This is a genomic window from Holophagales bacterium, assembly GCA_016699405.1.
Lineage (GTDB): Bacteria > Acidobacteriota > Thermoanaerobaculia > Multivoradales > JAGPDF01 > JAAYLR01.
Genome location: CP064972.1, coordinates 1,878,286 through 1,892,559 on the forward strand (window position 1 = coordinate 1,878,286; position 14,274 = coordinate 1,892,559).

The 14,274-nt window shown below is 71.2% G+C and carries 13 protein-coding genes; 5 read left to right on the forward strand and 8 right to left on the reverse strand.

The genetic code is table 11. The annotated features are described in order from the left end of the window. Positions 1-38: 38 nt before the first annotated feature. Positions 39-587, forward strand: coding sequence for a hypothetical protein (locus IPJ17_07915; protein QQR75487.1), 549 nt, complete (start codon positions 39-41; stop codon positions 585-587). 58 nt (positions 588-645) lie between these two features. Next, complete coding sequence (locus IPJ17_07920) at positions 646-1,533, forward strand: EamA family transporter (GenBank protein ID QQR75488.1); 888 nt, start codon at positions 646-648, stop codon at positions 1,531-1,533. Positions 1,534-1,557: 24 nt separating this feature from the next. On the opposite strand, the gene IPJ17_07925 is transcribed toward IPJ17_07920, so the two are convergent. The 5 genes from IPJ17_07925 to IPJ17_07945 are packed head-to-tail and all read right to left on the reverse strand — an operon-like array spanning position 1,558 to position 6,678. Continuing rightward, entirely contained in the window at positions 1,558-2,505 is a 948-nt protein-coding gene (locus IPJ17_07925; protein QQR75489.1) for a 4-deoxy-4-formamido-L-arabinose-phosphoundecaprenol deformylase, read from the reverse strand. A gap of 4 nt (positions 2,506-2,509) precedes the next feature. Then, positions 2,510-3,565, reverse strand: coding sequence for a bifunctional UDP-4-keto-pentose/UDP-xylose synthase (locus IPJ17_07930; GenBank protein ID QQR75490.1), 1,056 nt, complete (start codon positions 3,563-3,565; stop codon positions 2,510-2,512). Further along, positions 3,562-4,518, reverse strand: coding sequence for a formyltransferase (locus IPJ17_07935; GenBank protein QQR75491.1), 957 nt, complete (start codon positions 4,516-4,518; stop codon positions 3,562-3,564). Before IPJ17_07935 ends, IPJ17_07930 begins: the two co-directional genes overlap by 4 nt. Continuing rightward, on the reverse strand, positions 4,515-5,513 hold the full coding sequence (locus IPJ17_07940; protein QQR75492.1) for a glycosyltransferase: 999 nt from the start codon (positions 5,511-5,513) through the stop codon (positions 4,515-4,517). The genes IPJ17_07935 and IPJ17_07940 overlap by 4 nt, the downstream gene beginning before the upstream one ends. Further along, positions 5,500-6,678, reverse strand: a complete 1,179-nt coding sequence (locus tag IPJ17_07945; protein QQR75493.1) for an aminotransferase class I/II-fold pyridoxal phosphate-dependent enzyme — start codon at positions 6,676-6,678, stop codon at positions 5,500-5,502. Before IPJ17_07945 ends, IPJ17_07940 begins: the two co-directional genes overlap by 14 nt. A 74-nt stretch (positions 6,679-6,752) precedes the next feature. Here IPJ17_07945 and IPJ17_07950 point away from each other — a divergent pair, with 74 nt between their 5' ends. After that, on the forward strand, positions 6,753-8,507 hold the full coding sequence (locus IPJ17_07950; protein ID QQR75494.1) for a phospholipid carrier-dependent glycosyltransferase: 1,755 nt from the start codon (positions 6,753-6,755) through the stop codon (positions 8,505-8,507). A gap of 6 nt (positions 8,508-8,513) precedes the next feature. On the opposite strand, the gene IPJ17_07955 is transcribed toward IPJ17_07950, so the two are convergent. Next, complete coding sequence (locus tag IPJ17_07955; protein ID QQR76121.1) at positions 8,514-9,770, reverse strand: DUF4910 domain-containing protein; 1,257 nt, start codon at positions 9,768-9,770, stop codon at positions 8,514-8,516. A gap of 137 nt (positions 9,771-9,907) precedes the next feature. Here IPJ17_07955 and IPJ17_07960 point away from each other — a divergent pair, with 137 nt between their 5' ends. Together IPJ17_07960 and IPJ17_07965 are read left to right on the forward strand one after the other, a co-directional pair. Then, on the forward strand, positions 9,908-10,297 hold the full coding sequence (locus tag IPJ17_07960; protein ID QQR75495.1) for a BlaI/MecI/CopY family transcriptional regulator: 390 nt from the start codon (positions 9,908-9,910) through the stop codon (positions 10,295-10,297). Next, positions 10,294-12,348, forward strand: a complete 2,055-nt coding sequence (locus IPJ17_07965; protein QQR75496.1) for a M48 family metalloprotease — start codon at positions 10,294-10,296, stop codon at positions 12,346-12,348. Before IPJ17_07960 ends, IPJ17_07965 begins: the two co-directional genes overlap by 4 nt. Positions 12,349-12,449: 101 nt before the next feature. Here IPJ17_07965 and rfbC read toward each other — a convergent pair whose 3' ends face one another. Together rfbC and IPJ17_07975 are read right to left on the reverse strand one after the other, a co-directional pair. Continuing rightward, a complete protein-coding gene (gene rfbC, locus IPJ17_07970) occupies positions 12,450-12,977 on the reverse strand; it encodes a dTDP-4-dehydrorhamnose 3,5-epimerase (GenBank protein ID QQR75497.1) in 528 nt (175 codons plus the stop codon). Continuing rightward, a complete protein-coding gene (locus tag IPJ17_07975; GenBank protein QQR75498.1) occupies positions 12,974-14,203 on the reverse strand; it encodes a methyltransferase domain-containing protein in 1,230 nt (409 codons plus the stop codon). The genes rfbC and IPJ17_07975 overlap by 4 nt, the downstream gene beginning before the upstream one ends. Positions 14,204-14,274 lie beyond the last annotated feature (71 nt).

Sequence of the window (14,274 nt, forward strand, 5' to 3'; positions counted from 1 at the left end):
TGCGCTGAGGCGGGCCGCCCGCTACCCTTGCCGCGACGATGTTCGACAACCTCCGCGAGGACACCCGCCAGCTGCGCGCCATCAAGCGCAAGTCGTTCCCCTGGTACGTCATCGAGTCGCTGCTCTTCGAGAACGGCTATCAAGCGGTGGTGCTGCATCGCCTGGCGCACTGGTTCAAGCGGCATCGCATCCCCGTGCTGGGACCGGCGGTGGCGCGTCTCAACCTCTTCTGCACGGGGGTGGATATCGCTCCCGCCGCCGAGTTCGGTCCGGGCCTGCGGATCAGCCACGGCACCGGCATCGTCGTCGGCTGGCGTGCCAGGGCGGGGCGCAACACGCTGCTGATGCAGGGGGTCACGCTCGGCGCGCCGCACACCGGGCGCATCGAGGAGATGCCGACCCTCGGCGACGACGTGGTGCTCGGGGCCTACTGCGCCGTCATCGGGTCGGTCCGGATCGGCGACCGCGTCTTCGTCGGCGCCCACGCGATGGTCACCGAGGACGTCCCCGCCGATCACAAGGTGCTTGCGGCGCGATCCATCGAGATCCGGCCGCGCGCCGCCGCGGTCCCGGCGGCCGGCGGCTGAGTCCGGCCCTCCGGCCGACGAGCTCTGCCGTCATCCTCCCGATCCTGCTGCTCCGCCGATGACCTACCCAGGTGAGCTTGCCGCGTTGGCCGCGGCCCTCTGCTGGGCGGCGACCGGCCTGTTCTTTACCGAAGCGGCGCGCCGGATCGGTGCGACGGCGGTCAACCTCCTGCGTCTGCCGATCGCCTGGGTTCTGCTGTCGACGGCCATCGTGGCGAGCGGCACCTCGCTCGCCTCGCTCGACGGCGGGCGGGTGTTGCTCCTCGCCCTCTCGGGGCTCCTCGGGCTGACGCTCGGCGACCTCGCGCTGTTCGCGGCGCTGGTGCGCATCGGGCCGCGGCTCTCGTCGCTGCTCATGGCCCTGGCGCCGGCGTTCGCGACCCTGGCCGGGTTGGCGATCCTCGGCGAGCGACCGACGCTCCGCGCGCTCGCCGGAATGGCGACGACCCTCGGTGGCGTGGCCTGGGTGGTCGGCGAGCGGACGCCGGGGACGCCGTCCGCGCCGGGACGCGGCCGCGCGGTGGCGCTCGCCGTCGTCGCGGCCGCCTGCCAGGGAGTGGGGCTGGTGCTCGCCAAGCGGGGGATGGCCGGCGAAGTCCCCCCGCTCGCCGCCACGTGGGTGCGCATGGGCGTGGCGACGCTCGGCATGGGGGCGCTCGCGCTCGGCTCCGGCCGCCTGGCCGGCTTCTCGCTCTCCGACCTGCTTCGCCGTGCGGCGCGCCCGGTGCTGGGTGGCGCGGTGTTCGGACCGTTCGTCGGCGTCTGGCTGTCGCTCGTCGCGGCGCGCTACGCCGACGTCGCCGTCGCCGCGACCTTGATGGCCACCACGCCGGTGCTCATCATCCCCCTGCTCGTCTGGCACGAGGGCTATCGGCCGACCTGGCGGGCGGTCCTCGGGGCGAGCGTCACCGTGGTCGGAGTCGCCCTGCTCTTCTGGAAGAAGTAGGTGGGATCGCCGGAGACGGGGAGGTCAGCCGCGATTCGTCGTGTCCGCCTCACCCTGGGTCGCCAGCACGCCGTGCCGACCCGGGACCGGTGCATGGCGAAGCGGGCAGATCGGCAACGGCGCCGGATCGGCTCGGCGAGCCGTCAGCAGGTCGGCGAGCGGCAGGACGTCGAGGCCGCGCTCGGCCGCTCGCGCCAAGAAGCGGGAGAAGTCGGCAGCGTACGGTCCCCCCTCGAGCTCGGCGTGAATGGTCAGCGACGGCCAGCGCTGCTCGGCGGCCGCGTCGATCATCGTGTCGAAGTAGGAGGCCGCATCGCGGTGGGTGTCGCCGAGCGCCTCGTCGAGGGTCGGGAGGGTCGTCGGCACCTGCGGCGTGGCGAGCGGCTCGCCGCCGACTCGCGGCTGGAACGGCTCGGTGCCCCGGCAGTCGCTGGCGTAGACCAGGCCGTAGCCTTCCTGGTGCAGCAGGCTCAGGTCGTTCGACAGCCAGGCCGGCGCCGCGAAGGTGCGCGGCGGATCGCCGAAGACCTCGACGAAGGCGTCGAAGGCGCGGTCGAGCTCGGCGCCGACCGTCGCGCGATCGAAGCGCGGCAGCCGGTCCTGCCAGCGGCGGTGGTCCCAGGCGTGGACGCCGACTTCGTGTCCGGCTGCACGCACGGCGAGGGCCACGGCCGGCAGGGCGACGGCGATGTCGCGAGCCGGCAGGAGCGTGCCGGAGAGCATCGTCCGCGGTCCGTAGACCGACGGCGCGCGCGTGCGCAGCATCTTCGCGAGGAAACCGGGACGCAGCAGGTTGAGCACGGCGAGCCCGGCCCGGTCGGGCCCGAAGGAGAGATAGAAGGTCCCCCGCACGCCGTGCTCGCCGAGCGTGGCGAGCAACCGCGGGACGCCCGACTTCATCCCCTCGTAGGTGTCGACGTCGATGCGCAGGCCGAGCGGACGCGCCGCCGTCACGCGACTGCCGGCGCTCATCGCGTCAGTCGCCCGCCGACGGCGCCGCGGCGGCTTCGGAGCGGATCCAGTCCTCGAGGAAGGCGTCGACGGTGTGGGCGAGCGCGTCGTCGAGCGTGACCTTCGGCTCCCAGCCGAGCAGACGGCGAGCCTTGGCGATCGACGGCTTGCGCGTGAGGATGTCCTGATAGCCACGTCCGTAGTAGGCCTCGGCGTCGACCTTCTCGATCTGCGGCGGCCGGTAGTCGGGGATCCGCGCGCGCCGTTTCTCGAAGAGGACCACCAGGCGCTCGGCGAGCTCGGCGATCGAGCACTCGTTGTCCGGGTTGCCGACGTTGAAGATCTGCCCGTCGGCCGCACCGCCCGGATTCTCGAGAATGCGCATCAACGCCTCGATCCCGTCCTCGACGTAGGTGAACGCCCGGCGCTGTTCGCCGCGATCGACGAGCTGGATCGGCCGGCCGCGGAAGAGGTCGATGACGAACTGCGTCACCACCCGGGAGGAACCCTCTTTGGCCGCGTCGATGTCGTCGAGCTTCGGGCCGACCCAGTTGAACGGCCGGAAGAGCGTGTACTGCAGGCCCTGCTGCTGGCCGTAGGCGGCGATGACCCGGTCCATGAGCTGCTTGGAGCAGGAGTAGATCCAGCGCGACTTGCCGATCGGCCCGAGCACCAGCGGGCTCGAGTCCTCGTCGAACTCGGCGTCGCCGCACATGCCGTAGACCTCGGAGGTCGACGGGAAGACCAGCCGCTTGCGGTACTTGACGCAGAGACGGACGACCTTGAGGTTCTCCTCGAAATCGAGCTCGAAGACGCGCAGCGGGTCCTTGACATAGGTCGCCGGCGTGGCGATCGCCACGAGGGGCAGGACCACGTCGCACTTCTTGACGTGGTACTCGATCCACTCGCGGTTGATGGTGATGTCGCCTTCGAGGAAGTGGAAGCGCGGGTGGTCGAGCGAATGCTCGAGCTTGTTCGCCGAGAGGTCCATGCCGTAGGCCTCCCAGTCGGTGGTCGTGAGGATGCGGCGCACCAGCGCGTTGCCGATGAAGCCGTTGACGCCGAGGATGAGGACCTTCATGGTGCCTCTCGCCCCTCTCCGAGACGCTTGCCGACGGCGAGGCCGCGCGAGCGGGCGATCGCCGGAGCGTCGCCCTCCTCGCCGCCTTCGAGCTGGCAGCGGTGAAGCGCGAGCAGGCCGTCGCCGGTGGCGACGAGCAGCTCGCGCGAATTGAGCTCGACGATCGTACCGGGCGCGGCCGGAGGGTCGCCTTCGCGGGCAGGAACCGGAAGCGCCCACCAGACGAGCAGCCGCTCCGCGCCGGCTTCGGTGAAGGCGCCAGGGTACGGATGGGTGACGGCGCGCACCAGGTCGTAGATCCGTCGCGCCGGCAGCGACCAGTCGATCCGGCCGTCGGCCGGCTTGCGACCGCCGCGGTAGCAGCCGGCGGCGAGGTCCATCGGTCGCGCCTCGGCCGTGCCGGCAGCCAGCCGCGGCAGGGCGCGGTCGAGCAGGCGGACGGCGGCGGGCTCGAGCTTGCGATAGAGCGTGAGCGCCGTGTCCTCGAAGGCGATCTCCACCCGCTCCTGGTCGACGATCGCTCCGGCGTCCGGCTTGGCCACCATGTAGTGGAGGGTCACGCCGGTCTCGCGCTCGCCCTCGACGAGCACCCAATTGACCGGCGCGCGCCCGCGGTAGCGGGGGAGGAGCGATCCGTGCAGGTTGAGCGCGCCGCGTGGCGCCACCGCGAGCACCGCCTCGGGCAGCATGAAGCGGAAGTAGAACGAGAAGAGGAAGTCGGGGCGATAGGTGGCGACCGCGGCGGCGAACCCCGGCGTACCGACCTCGCCCTTCTCCGGGTAGTGCACCGCCGAGCCGGCGCGCTCGGCGCGCTCGGCGAGCGAGTCCCACCAGATCTCCTCGTGCGGGTCGTCGCGATGCGTGAAGACCGCCGGCACCTCGAAACCGTGGCGCCTCAGCGCCTCGAAACCCAGGCAGCCCATCGTGTGATAGCCGAGGACGACCGCTCTCATCGCGTCTCCTCACGGTCGACGGAGGCGTGACGCAGCACCTGGCGCACGACGAAGCGCGGTCGGCGGCGAACCTCCTGGTAGATCCGGCCGACGTATTCGCCGAGCAGTCCAAGGGCGAAGAGCAGCACGCCGACGAAGGAGAAGAGGAGCGCGAAGAGGGTGAAGACCCCCGAGACGGCCCACTCGGCGCCGTAGATCAGCCGGCCGGCGGCGAGCACCAGGGCGATCCCCATCGCCGCGGCGGAGGTGGCGATGCCGAGGACCATGGTGGCGCGCAGCGGCCAGAGCGAGAAGCTGGTCATCAGGTCGAACTGCAGGCGGACGAGCTTCCAGATCGAGTACTTGCTCTCGCCGCGCGCCCGCTCGGCATGGGCGACGGGCACCTCGGTGACGCGCCCGGCGAACATGTCGGCGAGCACCGGGATGAAGGTCGAGATCTCCTGCGAAGCGCAGAGCGTCTTGACCACCTGCCGACGGTAGGCGCGCAGCATGCAGCCGTAGTCGGAGAGCTCCACGCCGGTCGCCGCTGCGGTGATCCGGTTGACCAGGCGCGAGGCGAGCCGGCGGAACAGGGTGTCCTGCCGCGCCACCCGCACCGAGCCGACGACGTCGTAGCCCTCTTCCATCTTGGCCACCAGCTTCGGCACCTCTTCGGGCGGGTTCTGCAGGTCGGCGTCGAGAGTCACGACGATCTCGCCGCGCGAGGCTTCGAAGCCGGCGAAGACCGCAGCGTGCTGGCCGTAGTTGCGATTGAAGTCGATGACCACGACGTGCGGGTCGGCGGCGGTGAGCTCGCGCAGCAGCTCGAGCGAGCGGTCGCGACTGCCGTCGTTGACCAGCAGGAGCTCGTAGGTGCGGTCGAGCGACCCGAGGGCGGCGCTCAGTCGGCGGTGCAGCTCCGCGAGGTTCTCTTCCTCGTTGAAGACGGGAACGACGACCGAGAGCCAGGGATCGGCCGCCGACCGGTCGGCAGCGGTTCGCTCAGCTCCGTGCATGGGCGAGAACGTCCTGGATCGCCGCGACGACGTAGTCGACGTCGTCGTCGCGCATCGTCGGGAAGAGCGGGATCGAGCAGAGCCGTGCCGAGGCCCATTCGGTGGCCGGCAGGCGCCCCAGCCAGTGTGGGTACTTCTGGGCGTAGTAGGGGTGCTCGTGCGCGGCGCGGAAGTGGATGCCGACACCGACGTTGCGCTGCTTGAGCTCGGTGAGGAAGGCGTCGCGGCCGATGTTGGCCGATTCGCGCACGCGGACGACGAAGAGGTGCCAGGTGTGGAAGTGGTCGTAGGCCGGGGCCTCGAGGCACTGGAGCTCCGGCACGTCGGCGAAGAGCTCGAGATAGCGCGCGGCCAGCGCGCGGCGCCGGGCATTGAACTCGTCGGCGGCGGCGAGCTGGTGGATGCCGAGCGCCGCCTGCAGATCCATGAAGTTGTACTTGTAGCCCGGCATCACCACCTGGACCTGCGGTGTGCCGCCCTCGGCGTAGCGGTTCCAGGCCGATTTCTCGAGACCGTGGAAGCGCAGGGCGCGCAGGCGGCGGGCGAGGTCGGCGTCGCGAGTGACGAGCGCGCCGCCCTCGCCGGTGGTGATGTTCTTGATGGCGTGGAAGGAGAAGACGCCGAGCCGGTCGAAGGCGCCGACGTGTTCGCCCCCGTACCGGGTGCCGACGCCGTGCGCCGCGTCCTCGAAGACCCACAGTCCGTGGCGGCGAGCGATGGCGAGAATCGGTTCGAGATGGCAGGGTGCGCCGGCGAAGTGCACCGGCAGGATGCCGACGGTGCGCGGAGTCACCGCCGCCTCGATCTGCCGTTCGTCGATCTGCAACGACTCGGGGTGGACGTCGACGAACACCGGCGTGGCGCCGAGCGCCTCGATCATGTTGACCGTCGCCGCCCAGGTCATCGCCGTGGTGATCACCTCGTCGCCCGGACCGAGCCCGAGCGCCATGAGGCCGATGTGCAGCCCGGCGGTCGCCGACGACAGGGCGACGATCTCGCCGATTCCAGTGTAGGCCCCGAGTGCCTGCTCGAAACGCTCCGCCTTCGGTCCGGTGGTGATCCAGCCGGAACGCAGCGAGTCGACGACCTCGTCGATCTCGACCTGGCGGATGGTCGGTCGGGAAAACGGCAGGAAATCGCTGCGGACGCTGAAGGCTCTGGACACGAGGGTTCTCCGGAAGGGCGTGCCGGCGGGCTATTCTAGCGCGGGCGGCGTGAGCGCCGCCGGTGGAGAATCCGATGATGCCGACCCACGCCGAGTCGCTGCGAGGCGCCACGGGAGCCCCGGGCGATGCCCCGTTCTGGCGACGACCGCGCCACCTGGTGCTGCTGACGCTGGCACTGCTCCTGTACGTCGTCCCGTTGTTCACGGTGCCGCTTCTCGACCCGGACGAGGGACGCTACGGCGAGATCCCCCGCGAAATGCTCGCCAGCGGCGACTATGTGACCCCCCGTCTCGACGGCACGCTCTATTTCGAGAAGCCGCCGCTCCACTATTGGCTGACCGCCTCGGCGCTGCGTCTGCTCGGCAACCGCGAGGTGGGCGTGCGCTTCTGGACGGCACTCTTCGGCCTCGGGACCGCGGGATTGCTCGTTCGGATGGCGTTGGCGCTCGCGCCGCGTCGCACCGCCTGGCTGGCCGGCGGACTGCTGCTCGCGAGCCCCTACTTCTTCAGCCTGTCGCACGTCGCGACGCTCGACATGACGCTGACGTTCTTCGTCACCCTGGCGCTGGTCGGCTTCTGGATGGCGCAGGACGGGGCGGCGGAGCGCCGTCGGCGCCTCGCGGGATGGGCGGCCCTCTTCGGTGGCTCGGCTCTCGCGGTGCTGGCCAAGGGACTCGTCGGAATCGTTCTGCCGGGAGGGGTGATCTTCTTCTACCTGCTCCTCTCCGGACGCTGGCGTCTCCTGCGCGAGGTGCCGTGGGTGAGCGGCACGATGCTCTTCCTCGCCGTCGCCGTTCCCTGGCACGTCCTGGTCGCGCGTCGCAATCCGAGCTTCGTCCAGTTCTACTTCGTGCACGAGCACTTCCTGCGCTACACGACGCCGATCGCCGAGCGCGGCGAGCCGTTCTGGTACTTCTTCGCCGTGCTCGCCGCCGGATGCCTGCCGTGGATCGGCCTGTTGGGGCGATTGCCGAGGTTGTTCGCCGGTTCTGGCTTCCGGCGCTGGCGGGAGGAGAACGGCGCGTTGCTCTTCCTCTTCTGCTGGATCGGCTTCGTGGTGCTGTTCTACTCGACTTCCCATTCGAAGCTCGCGCCGTACGTCCTGCCGGCGGCGCCGCCGCTGGCCCTCCTCGCGGCGATGCTCGTCGGCGGACCGGCGACGGCCTCCGCCCGCTGGTCGGTCGGCGAGCGCGTCGCGCTCGGGGTCTCCGCGGCGATCGTGCTCAGCGTCGGCGCCGCCGCCGCTCTGGCCACGACCGGGTTGTTGCCGGCGAGCGTGCCGCCGCTCGGCGAGGCGCATGCCCTCCATCCCTGGGCGCTCCTGCTCTCCCTGGCCGCGGCTGCCGCAGGCGGTGCGCTGCTGTTGCGTTCCCTCAAGGAGCGCCCCGGGGAGATCGCCGGGCCGACGCTTCGCGCCTCGGCGTTGCTCTGCGCCGCACTCTGGGCGCTGGTGGCGATCGAGGGACCGACCCGCTCGAGCCGGAAGATCGCCGAGGTCCTGGCGAGTCGTCTCGAGCCCGGAGACCGGGTGGTCTGTTTCGGCGGCTATCGCCAGAGCCTGCCGTTCTATCTCGAGCGGTTCGTCGAGTCGGCCGAGCCGCACAAGGACCTGGCTTTCGGGGTCTCGCAGCTCTCGCCCGAACAGCGACGCGAGCGCTTCCCGACCGTCGAGGAGCTCAAGAGCTGGTGGGAGTCGGACCGGCGTGTCTACGTCGTCGTCGACCGCCAACTCGAGCGCCTGCGCGCGAAGGGGATCGAAGGGGGGACGGTCCTGCTGCCCGGCAAGCGCATGCAGCTGGTCGTCAATCACCCGCCGCGCCGACCCTGAACGGCGTCAGAGCGGCTCGAGCAGTTGCGCGTCGACGAGCGCCGCGGCTGCCTCGGCGAGTCGCGCGAACGGCAGCTTCGAGCGCTCGGAGATGGTGAGCAGGTCGTGCTCGCCGTCGGAGAGGCTGAGGGTCCAGAGCAGCGCGAGCTCGCGCTCGCGCCCGGAGTCGTCGCCCCCGAGGGTGCGGTAGAGGCCACGCTTGCCGAGCTGCGGCTCGCAGCGGGGATTCAGGTTGCGGTAGCGCAGGTTCTTCTCGAGCAGCTCGACGATCTTGAGGCAGGCGGCGAGCGAGCCGGAGAGCGCCTCGGGCCGGATGAACGACAGGTCGTCGGCCGAGGTGTGGTACTGCGGGTAGCGACCCCAGGGGGTGCGCGAGAGCAGGCCCACGGCGAGGTCGAACCCCGGCGAGCAGTACTGGCGCTCGTCGTAGCCGAACGGCACGAACTCCTCGAGGACGAACGGCTCGCCGATGTCGCGCAGCGCCACCCCGACCGCGCGATCGAGCTCGGTCGTGCCGCGCCGGCTGCGCTTGAAATGGAACGAGCCCGGGTCGCCGAGGTTGGCGAGCACGAGGCCGTGCCGAACGCGACCGACCGCCGCTTCGTTGCGTGCCAGCCAGGTGATCGAACCGATGGTGCCGGGAATCCAGAGGAAACGGTAGCCGAGTCGTCGCTCGCGTCTCGCCAGCTCGCGGGCCAGAAACGTCGAGACGGCGATGCCGGAGAGGTTGTCGTTGGCGAGCGACGGATGGCAGACATGGCAGGAGACGAGGACCTCGTCGTCGCTCGAACCGGGAAGGAAGAGCTCGCCGTAGCTGAGCGACCCGCTCTCCAGGGTGGCGTCGATCTCGACGTCGTAGTCGCCCTCCGGGAGCGCCTCGACGACCCGGTGGGGCAGGCAGAACCCCCAGGTTTCGCGGTAGTAGCTGGTCCGGTAGGGGATCCAGTCCGGCCGGTCGGGCAGCGAATGGAGCCGGGGGCGCAGCTCGGCGAGCGGAAGTCGCGTGCGCACCGGGGTGCTGTAGCCGACGACCTGGAGGTTCCGCTCGTCGCTGTCGGCGACGACGGTGCCGTCCGGGCCGCGGAGCACGGCGCGGCGCAGGTTCCACTCCTGCGGCACGGTCCAGTCGAACACCTGGGTGCCGCTCGGGACCTCGTGGAACGACAGCGGGACGAGCTCGCGCAGGGCGAGCAGGGTGGCCCGCACCCCGTCTCCGGTGAGGCTGCGTGGGATCGGGAAGAGCCGCGCGGCGAAATCGTGCATCGCCTGGCCGGCGCCGGCCGGGTCGAGCGTCGAAAGCGAAGGATGGGCGCTCACCCGGTCAGTCTACCGCGCTCCTCCGCGGTGTCTTGACATCAACTACCGAAGTAGTACTATCGCGGTCGTAGAGGAGGCTGCCGATGAAAGAACCGATGACGCTGGGAGACCTGCAACTCGCGATCATGCGCGTCCTCTGGTCGCGCGGCGCGGTGAGTGTCGCCGACGTGCACGAAGCGCTGCTCGACGAGCGCGGTCTCGCCCCGACGACGATCGCCACGATGCTGGTCAAGCTCGAGAAGAAGGGTGCCGTAACCCACCGGGTGGACGGCCGTAAGTTCCTGTACGAGGCGACCGTCAGCGAAGGCGAGGTGCGGCGGTCGATGGTCGACGAGCTGACGCAGCGCCTCTTCGACGGTCAGGCGGCGGCGCTGGTGAGCCACCTGCTCGAAGAGCGGAAGATCTCGGCCGGAGAGGTCGAGGAGTTGCGTCGCATGCTCGCCGCGCGCGGCAACGAGGAGGACGAGCGATGAACCTGCCACACGAATTGGCCGTACTCTGGCCCGCCGGCGTCCACGGGCTCCGCGTGGCGGGTGCCTGGTGCCTGACCTACCTGGTCCACAGCACCCTCTTGCTCACCCTGGCGTGGGGCCTGTCGCGTTTCGTCGCCGGCCGGGCGCCTCGGGCCGAAGAGGCGATCTGGCGTCTCGCCCTCTTCGCCGGGTTCTTTACCGCGAGCCTGCAACTCGGTTGGCCGGCTCTCCGCCAGGAGGCCGCAAGTCTGTGGCGGCCGGCTCCGGCACCGGTGTCGGCGATCGTCCTCGACCTCGCTCCGCCCTCCGCCGCGGTCGCAGCGGTGGAGCCGTCGCGGATGCTTCCCCTCGAGCTTGCCGCGGGCGCAGCCGCCGTCTGGGTCGGCCTGGCCCTCGTCGGCAGCGGCTTCTTGCTGCTCGCCGCTTCGGCGCTCCGCCGTCGCCTGCGCGGTCGCCGCGAAGTGGCGGACCGGGAGGCACGGCAGCAGCTCGACGAGCTCTTGAGCGCGGCGGGCGAGCGCCCGGTGCGTCTCACCGAGACCCCGTCGCTCGGCGTGCCGATCGCCCTCGGGGTGATGCGCCGCGAGATCTGTCTGCCCCGCCGGGTCCTGTCGTCGCTCGGCGAACGCGAGCGCCGCGCGCTGCTCGCCCACGAGCTCGCCCATCACGCACGCCGCGATCCGGCCTGGCTCCTGTTGGCGCGACTCGCCGAGACCGTCGGCAGTCTTCAGCCGTTCAACCGCTTCGCTCGCCGTCGGCTGGTCGAGCTTTCGGAGTGGCTCGCCGACGCACGGGCGGTGCGCTGGACCGGGGATCCCGAGGGGCTGGCCCGTTGCCTCGCCGAAGTGGCGTCGTGGGGGCTGCCGGTGGAACAGGCGCGTCTGGCACCGGGATTCGCCAGCGAGTCGCGGAGGTTGGTCGGGAGGGTTCGCCGGCTCCTCGACCGTGGCGTCGGCGAGGTGCGGGAGATCCCGCTCCGTTGGGTTCGCCTGGGCAGCGGCCTCGCGGCGGTGGCGCTCGTCGCCTTCGCTCCCGGCCTGGCTCCGGGGAGCTTTGCCGAGGACAGCGCGGTCGTCGATCCGGTCGAGCAGGTCGGCGCCGCGCGACCGGCGCCGGTTGCCGCGCCGGCCCCGGTTGCCGCCCCGGCGCCGGTCGTCACGCCCGAGTCGGCGGACGAGAGCACTCCCGAGCCCTCCGACCGCGAGGAATCGTGGAAGGTCGACGGTCGCCACTGGAGCGAGCTGACGCCCGAAGAGCGTGAAGCCGTCCGGCGCGAGCTGCGACAGGCTCGCAAGGCGGTGCGGGACGCCGCCCGCGAGGCCCGCCGGGCCATGGAGAAGGTCCGCCGCGAGATGCCGTCGAGCGAGGAGCTCGCACGGCAGATCGCCGAGGCGCAGCGGGCAACCGCCGAGGGCATGCACGCCGCGAGCGCGGCGATGGCGGCTGTGCCGAGCGCGGCCGAGCTGATCCGAATCGAGGACGCGGCGCGGCAGGAGGTCGGTCGGGAGCTCGAGCGGCTCCAGCAGGAGTTGCGGCAGGGAAACGACGAGCGCCGGCGCGAGATCGAACGGGCGATGGACGAGCTCCACCGCGAGCTGGCCTCGCCCGAAGCGCTCGCCCGCTTGCACGCCGAAGCGGCGTTGGCGGCCGACAAGGCGACGCGAGGGCTCAGCGCCGAGCGTCGCCTCGAGGTCGAGCGCCTGAGCCGGGAGATGAGTCGACTCCAGGCCGAGATCGCGCCGCAACTGCGGGAGCTCGAACGTCTCGGCGAGCAGATCGGACGCGAGATGGCGTCGGCGTTCGCGGACGGGGGAGAAGCCGCGACGTCCGAAGACGCCGAAGAGCTCGAGGCACCCGAGGCGCGCGAGGATGGGGAGGCGCCGACTCCGCCGCCGGCGATCGCGCCTCCGCCGCCTCCCGCGGTGCCGTCGCCGGTCACCCCGCCGCCCCGTGTCTCGCGCGCACCACGCGCTGCCCGGGCGACGCCGGCGCTCCCGAGCCTGGCGCCGTTGCCGGCAGGTGCCGCGACGCCGGCGCCTGCGCCCCGATAGTCCGTTCCACCGCTTCGCCGCTCCGCCGTCGAACCGGCGGAGCGGTGCCGCGGTCGTCCCGGCGCCCGGGTCCCGGGCGGTGGAACGCGCGGACGGTCGAGCTAGGAGAAATCCGGGTAGGTGCGGTCGCGGTCCGAGACGACCTCGACCGCTTCCGGCCAGAGGATGCCGAACGCCGGGTCGTCGAAACGCACGCCGCGCCCCGCGGCGGGATCGAAGAACTCCGTCATCTGGTACTGCACCTCGCAGCCCTCGTCGAGGGTGAGGAAGCCGTGGGCGACGCCGGGAGGCAGGTAGAGAGCGAGCCGGTTCTCGGCCGAAAGCTCGAGGCTCAGATGGCGGCGGAAGGCGGGCGAGTCGCGCCGCAGGTCGAGCGCGACGTCGTGGATCCGGCCTTGGGTGCAGCGGACGAGCTTCCCCTCGCCGGATCCGGCCTCCTGGAAGTGCATCCCCCGCAGCGTGCCGCGCCGCGGATTGAACGACAGGCTCGCCTGGACGAAGCGCTCGGGGAGACCGTGAGCCGCGAACTCGCGGGCGCAGAAGGTGCGGGCAAAGAAGCCGCGTGCGTCGGCGAGGCGCTCGGGCTCGACCACGACGACCCCGGGCAGGGCGGTGGGGCGGAATCTCAAAAGACCTCGACCTCGGGGACGGCGACGACGAATCGTCCGCCCCACGCGCGAACGCCGGCCATCTGCTCGGCGATCTCGTCGCGCAGATTCCACGGCAGGACGAGCACGTAGTCAGGGCGCGTGGCGAAGATGCGCTCGGGGGCGTGGATCGGAATCCGCGTGCCGGGGAGGAATCGCCCCTGCTTGTGCGGGCTGCGGTCGACGGTGTAGTCGAGGAAGTCGGTGCGCACGCCGCAGAAATTGAGCAGCGTGTTGCCCTTCGCCGGAGCGCCGTAGCCGACGACGCTGCGCCCCTCGCGCTTGGCGGCGATGAGGAACTCGAGCAGTCCGCGCTTGGTCTCCCGCACCTTCTCGGCGAAGGTGCGGTAGTAGTCGTTCGCCTCGACGCCGAGCTCCCGTTCGCGCGCCGCGAGCGCGGCCACCCGCGGAGAGACCGGATGAGGTCCGCCGGCGTGCTGGGCATAGATCCGCAGCGAGCCGCCGTGGGTGGGGAGCTCCTCGACATCGAAGAGCGAGAGCCCTTGTCGCGCGAACACCCGCTCCACGGCGACGAGCGAGAAGTAGGAGAAGTGCTCGTGGTAGATGGTGTCGAACTGGTTGCCCTCGACCAGTCGTACGAGATGGGGAAACTCCATGGTGATCGCCCCGCCAGGGGCGAGGAGGATCTTCATCCCGGCGACGAAGTCGTTGAGCGCCGGCGTGTGGGCCAGGACGTTGTTGCCGAGCAGGAGGTCGGCACGCCGGCCGGAGGCGACGAGCTCGCGGGCGAGCTCGCTGCCGAAGAAGCGCACCAGGGACGGGATGCCCAACGCCTCGGCGACCTTGGCGACGTTGGCCGCCGGTTCGATTCCGAGCACCGGCACGCCGCGTTCGACGAACCAGCGCAGCAGGTAGCCGTCGTTGCTGGCGATCTCCACCACCTGGCTCGTGCCGTCGAGAGCGAAACGGTCGACCGCCATCGCGACGTAGGCGCGGGCGTGCGCAAGCCAGCTCTCGGAGAAGGAGGAGAAGTAGGAGTAGTCGGAGAAGATCGCCTCGGGCGTGGCGCACTCCGGGAGCTGGGCGAGCCAGCACTCGGTGCAGACGTAGACGCAGAGCGGCAGGAACGGCTCGGCGGCGGCGAGCGCGGCCGGTTCGAGGTAGGAGTTGGCGAGCGGCGACGAGCCGAGGTCGGCCAACTCGAGGGTGAGCGGTGCGCCGCAACCGCGGCAGAGCGTCGCGCTCATGGCTGTCCCTCGCTCGTGGTCGCCGCATCCGGGCGCCGCCCGGACGCCATGGACGTCGGGCCACCGAGCGG

What these genes read in the sequence shown, in the direction of transcription:
- IPJ17_07915 (QQR75487.1), top strand. Translation starts at nt 39, where the DNA reads ATGTTCGACAACCTCCGCGAGGACACCCGCCAGCTGCGCGCCATCAAG.
- IPJ17_07920 (QQR75488.1), top strand. Translation starts at nt 646, where the DNA reads ATGACCTACCCAGGTGAGCTTGCCGCGTTGGCCGCGGCCCTCTGCTGG.
- IPJ17_07925 (QQR75489.1), bottom strand. Translation starts at nt 2,505, where the DNA reads ATGAGCGCCGGCAGTCGCGTGACGGCGGCGCGTCCGCTCGGCCTGCGC.
- IPJ17_07930 (QQR75490.1), bottom strand. Translation starts at nt 3,565, where the DNA reads ATGAAGGTCCTCATCCTCGGCGTCAACGGCTTCATCGGCAACGCGCTG.
- IPJ17_07935 (QQR75491.1), bottom strand. Translation starts at nt 4,518, where the DNA reads ATGAGAGCGGTCGTCCTCGGCTATCACACGATGGGCTGCCTGGGTTTC.
- IPJ17_07940 (QQR75492.1), bottom strand. Translation starts at nt 5,513, where the DNA reads ATGCACGGAGCTGAGCGAACCGCTGCCGACCGGTCGGCGGCCGATCCC.
- IPJ17_07950 (QQR75494.1), top strand. Translation starts at nt 6,753, where the DNA reads ATGATGCCGACCCACGCCGAGTCGCTGCGAGGCGCCACGGGAGCCCCG.
- IPJ17_07955 (QQR76121.1), bottom strand. Translation starts at nt 9,770, where the DNA reads ATGCACGATTTCGCCGCGCGGCTCTTCCCGATCCCACGCAGCCTCACC.
- IPJ17_07960 (QQR75495.1), top strand. Translation starts at nt 9,908, where the DNA reads ATGAAAGAACCGATGACGCTGGGAGACCTGCAACTCGCGATCATGCGC.
- IPJ17_07965 (QQR75496.1), top strand. Translation starts at nt 10,294, where the DNA reads ATGAACCTGCCACACGAATTGGCCGTACTCTGGCCCGCCGGCGTCCAC.
- IPJ17_07975 (QQR75498.1), bottom strand. Translation starts at nt 14,203, where the DNA reads ATGAGCGCGACGCTCTGCCGCGGTTGCGGCGCACCGCTCACCCTCGAG.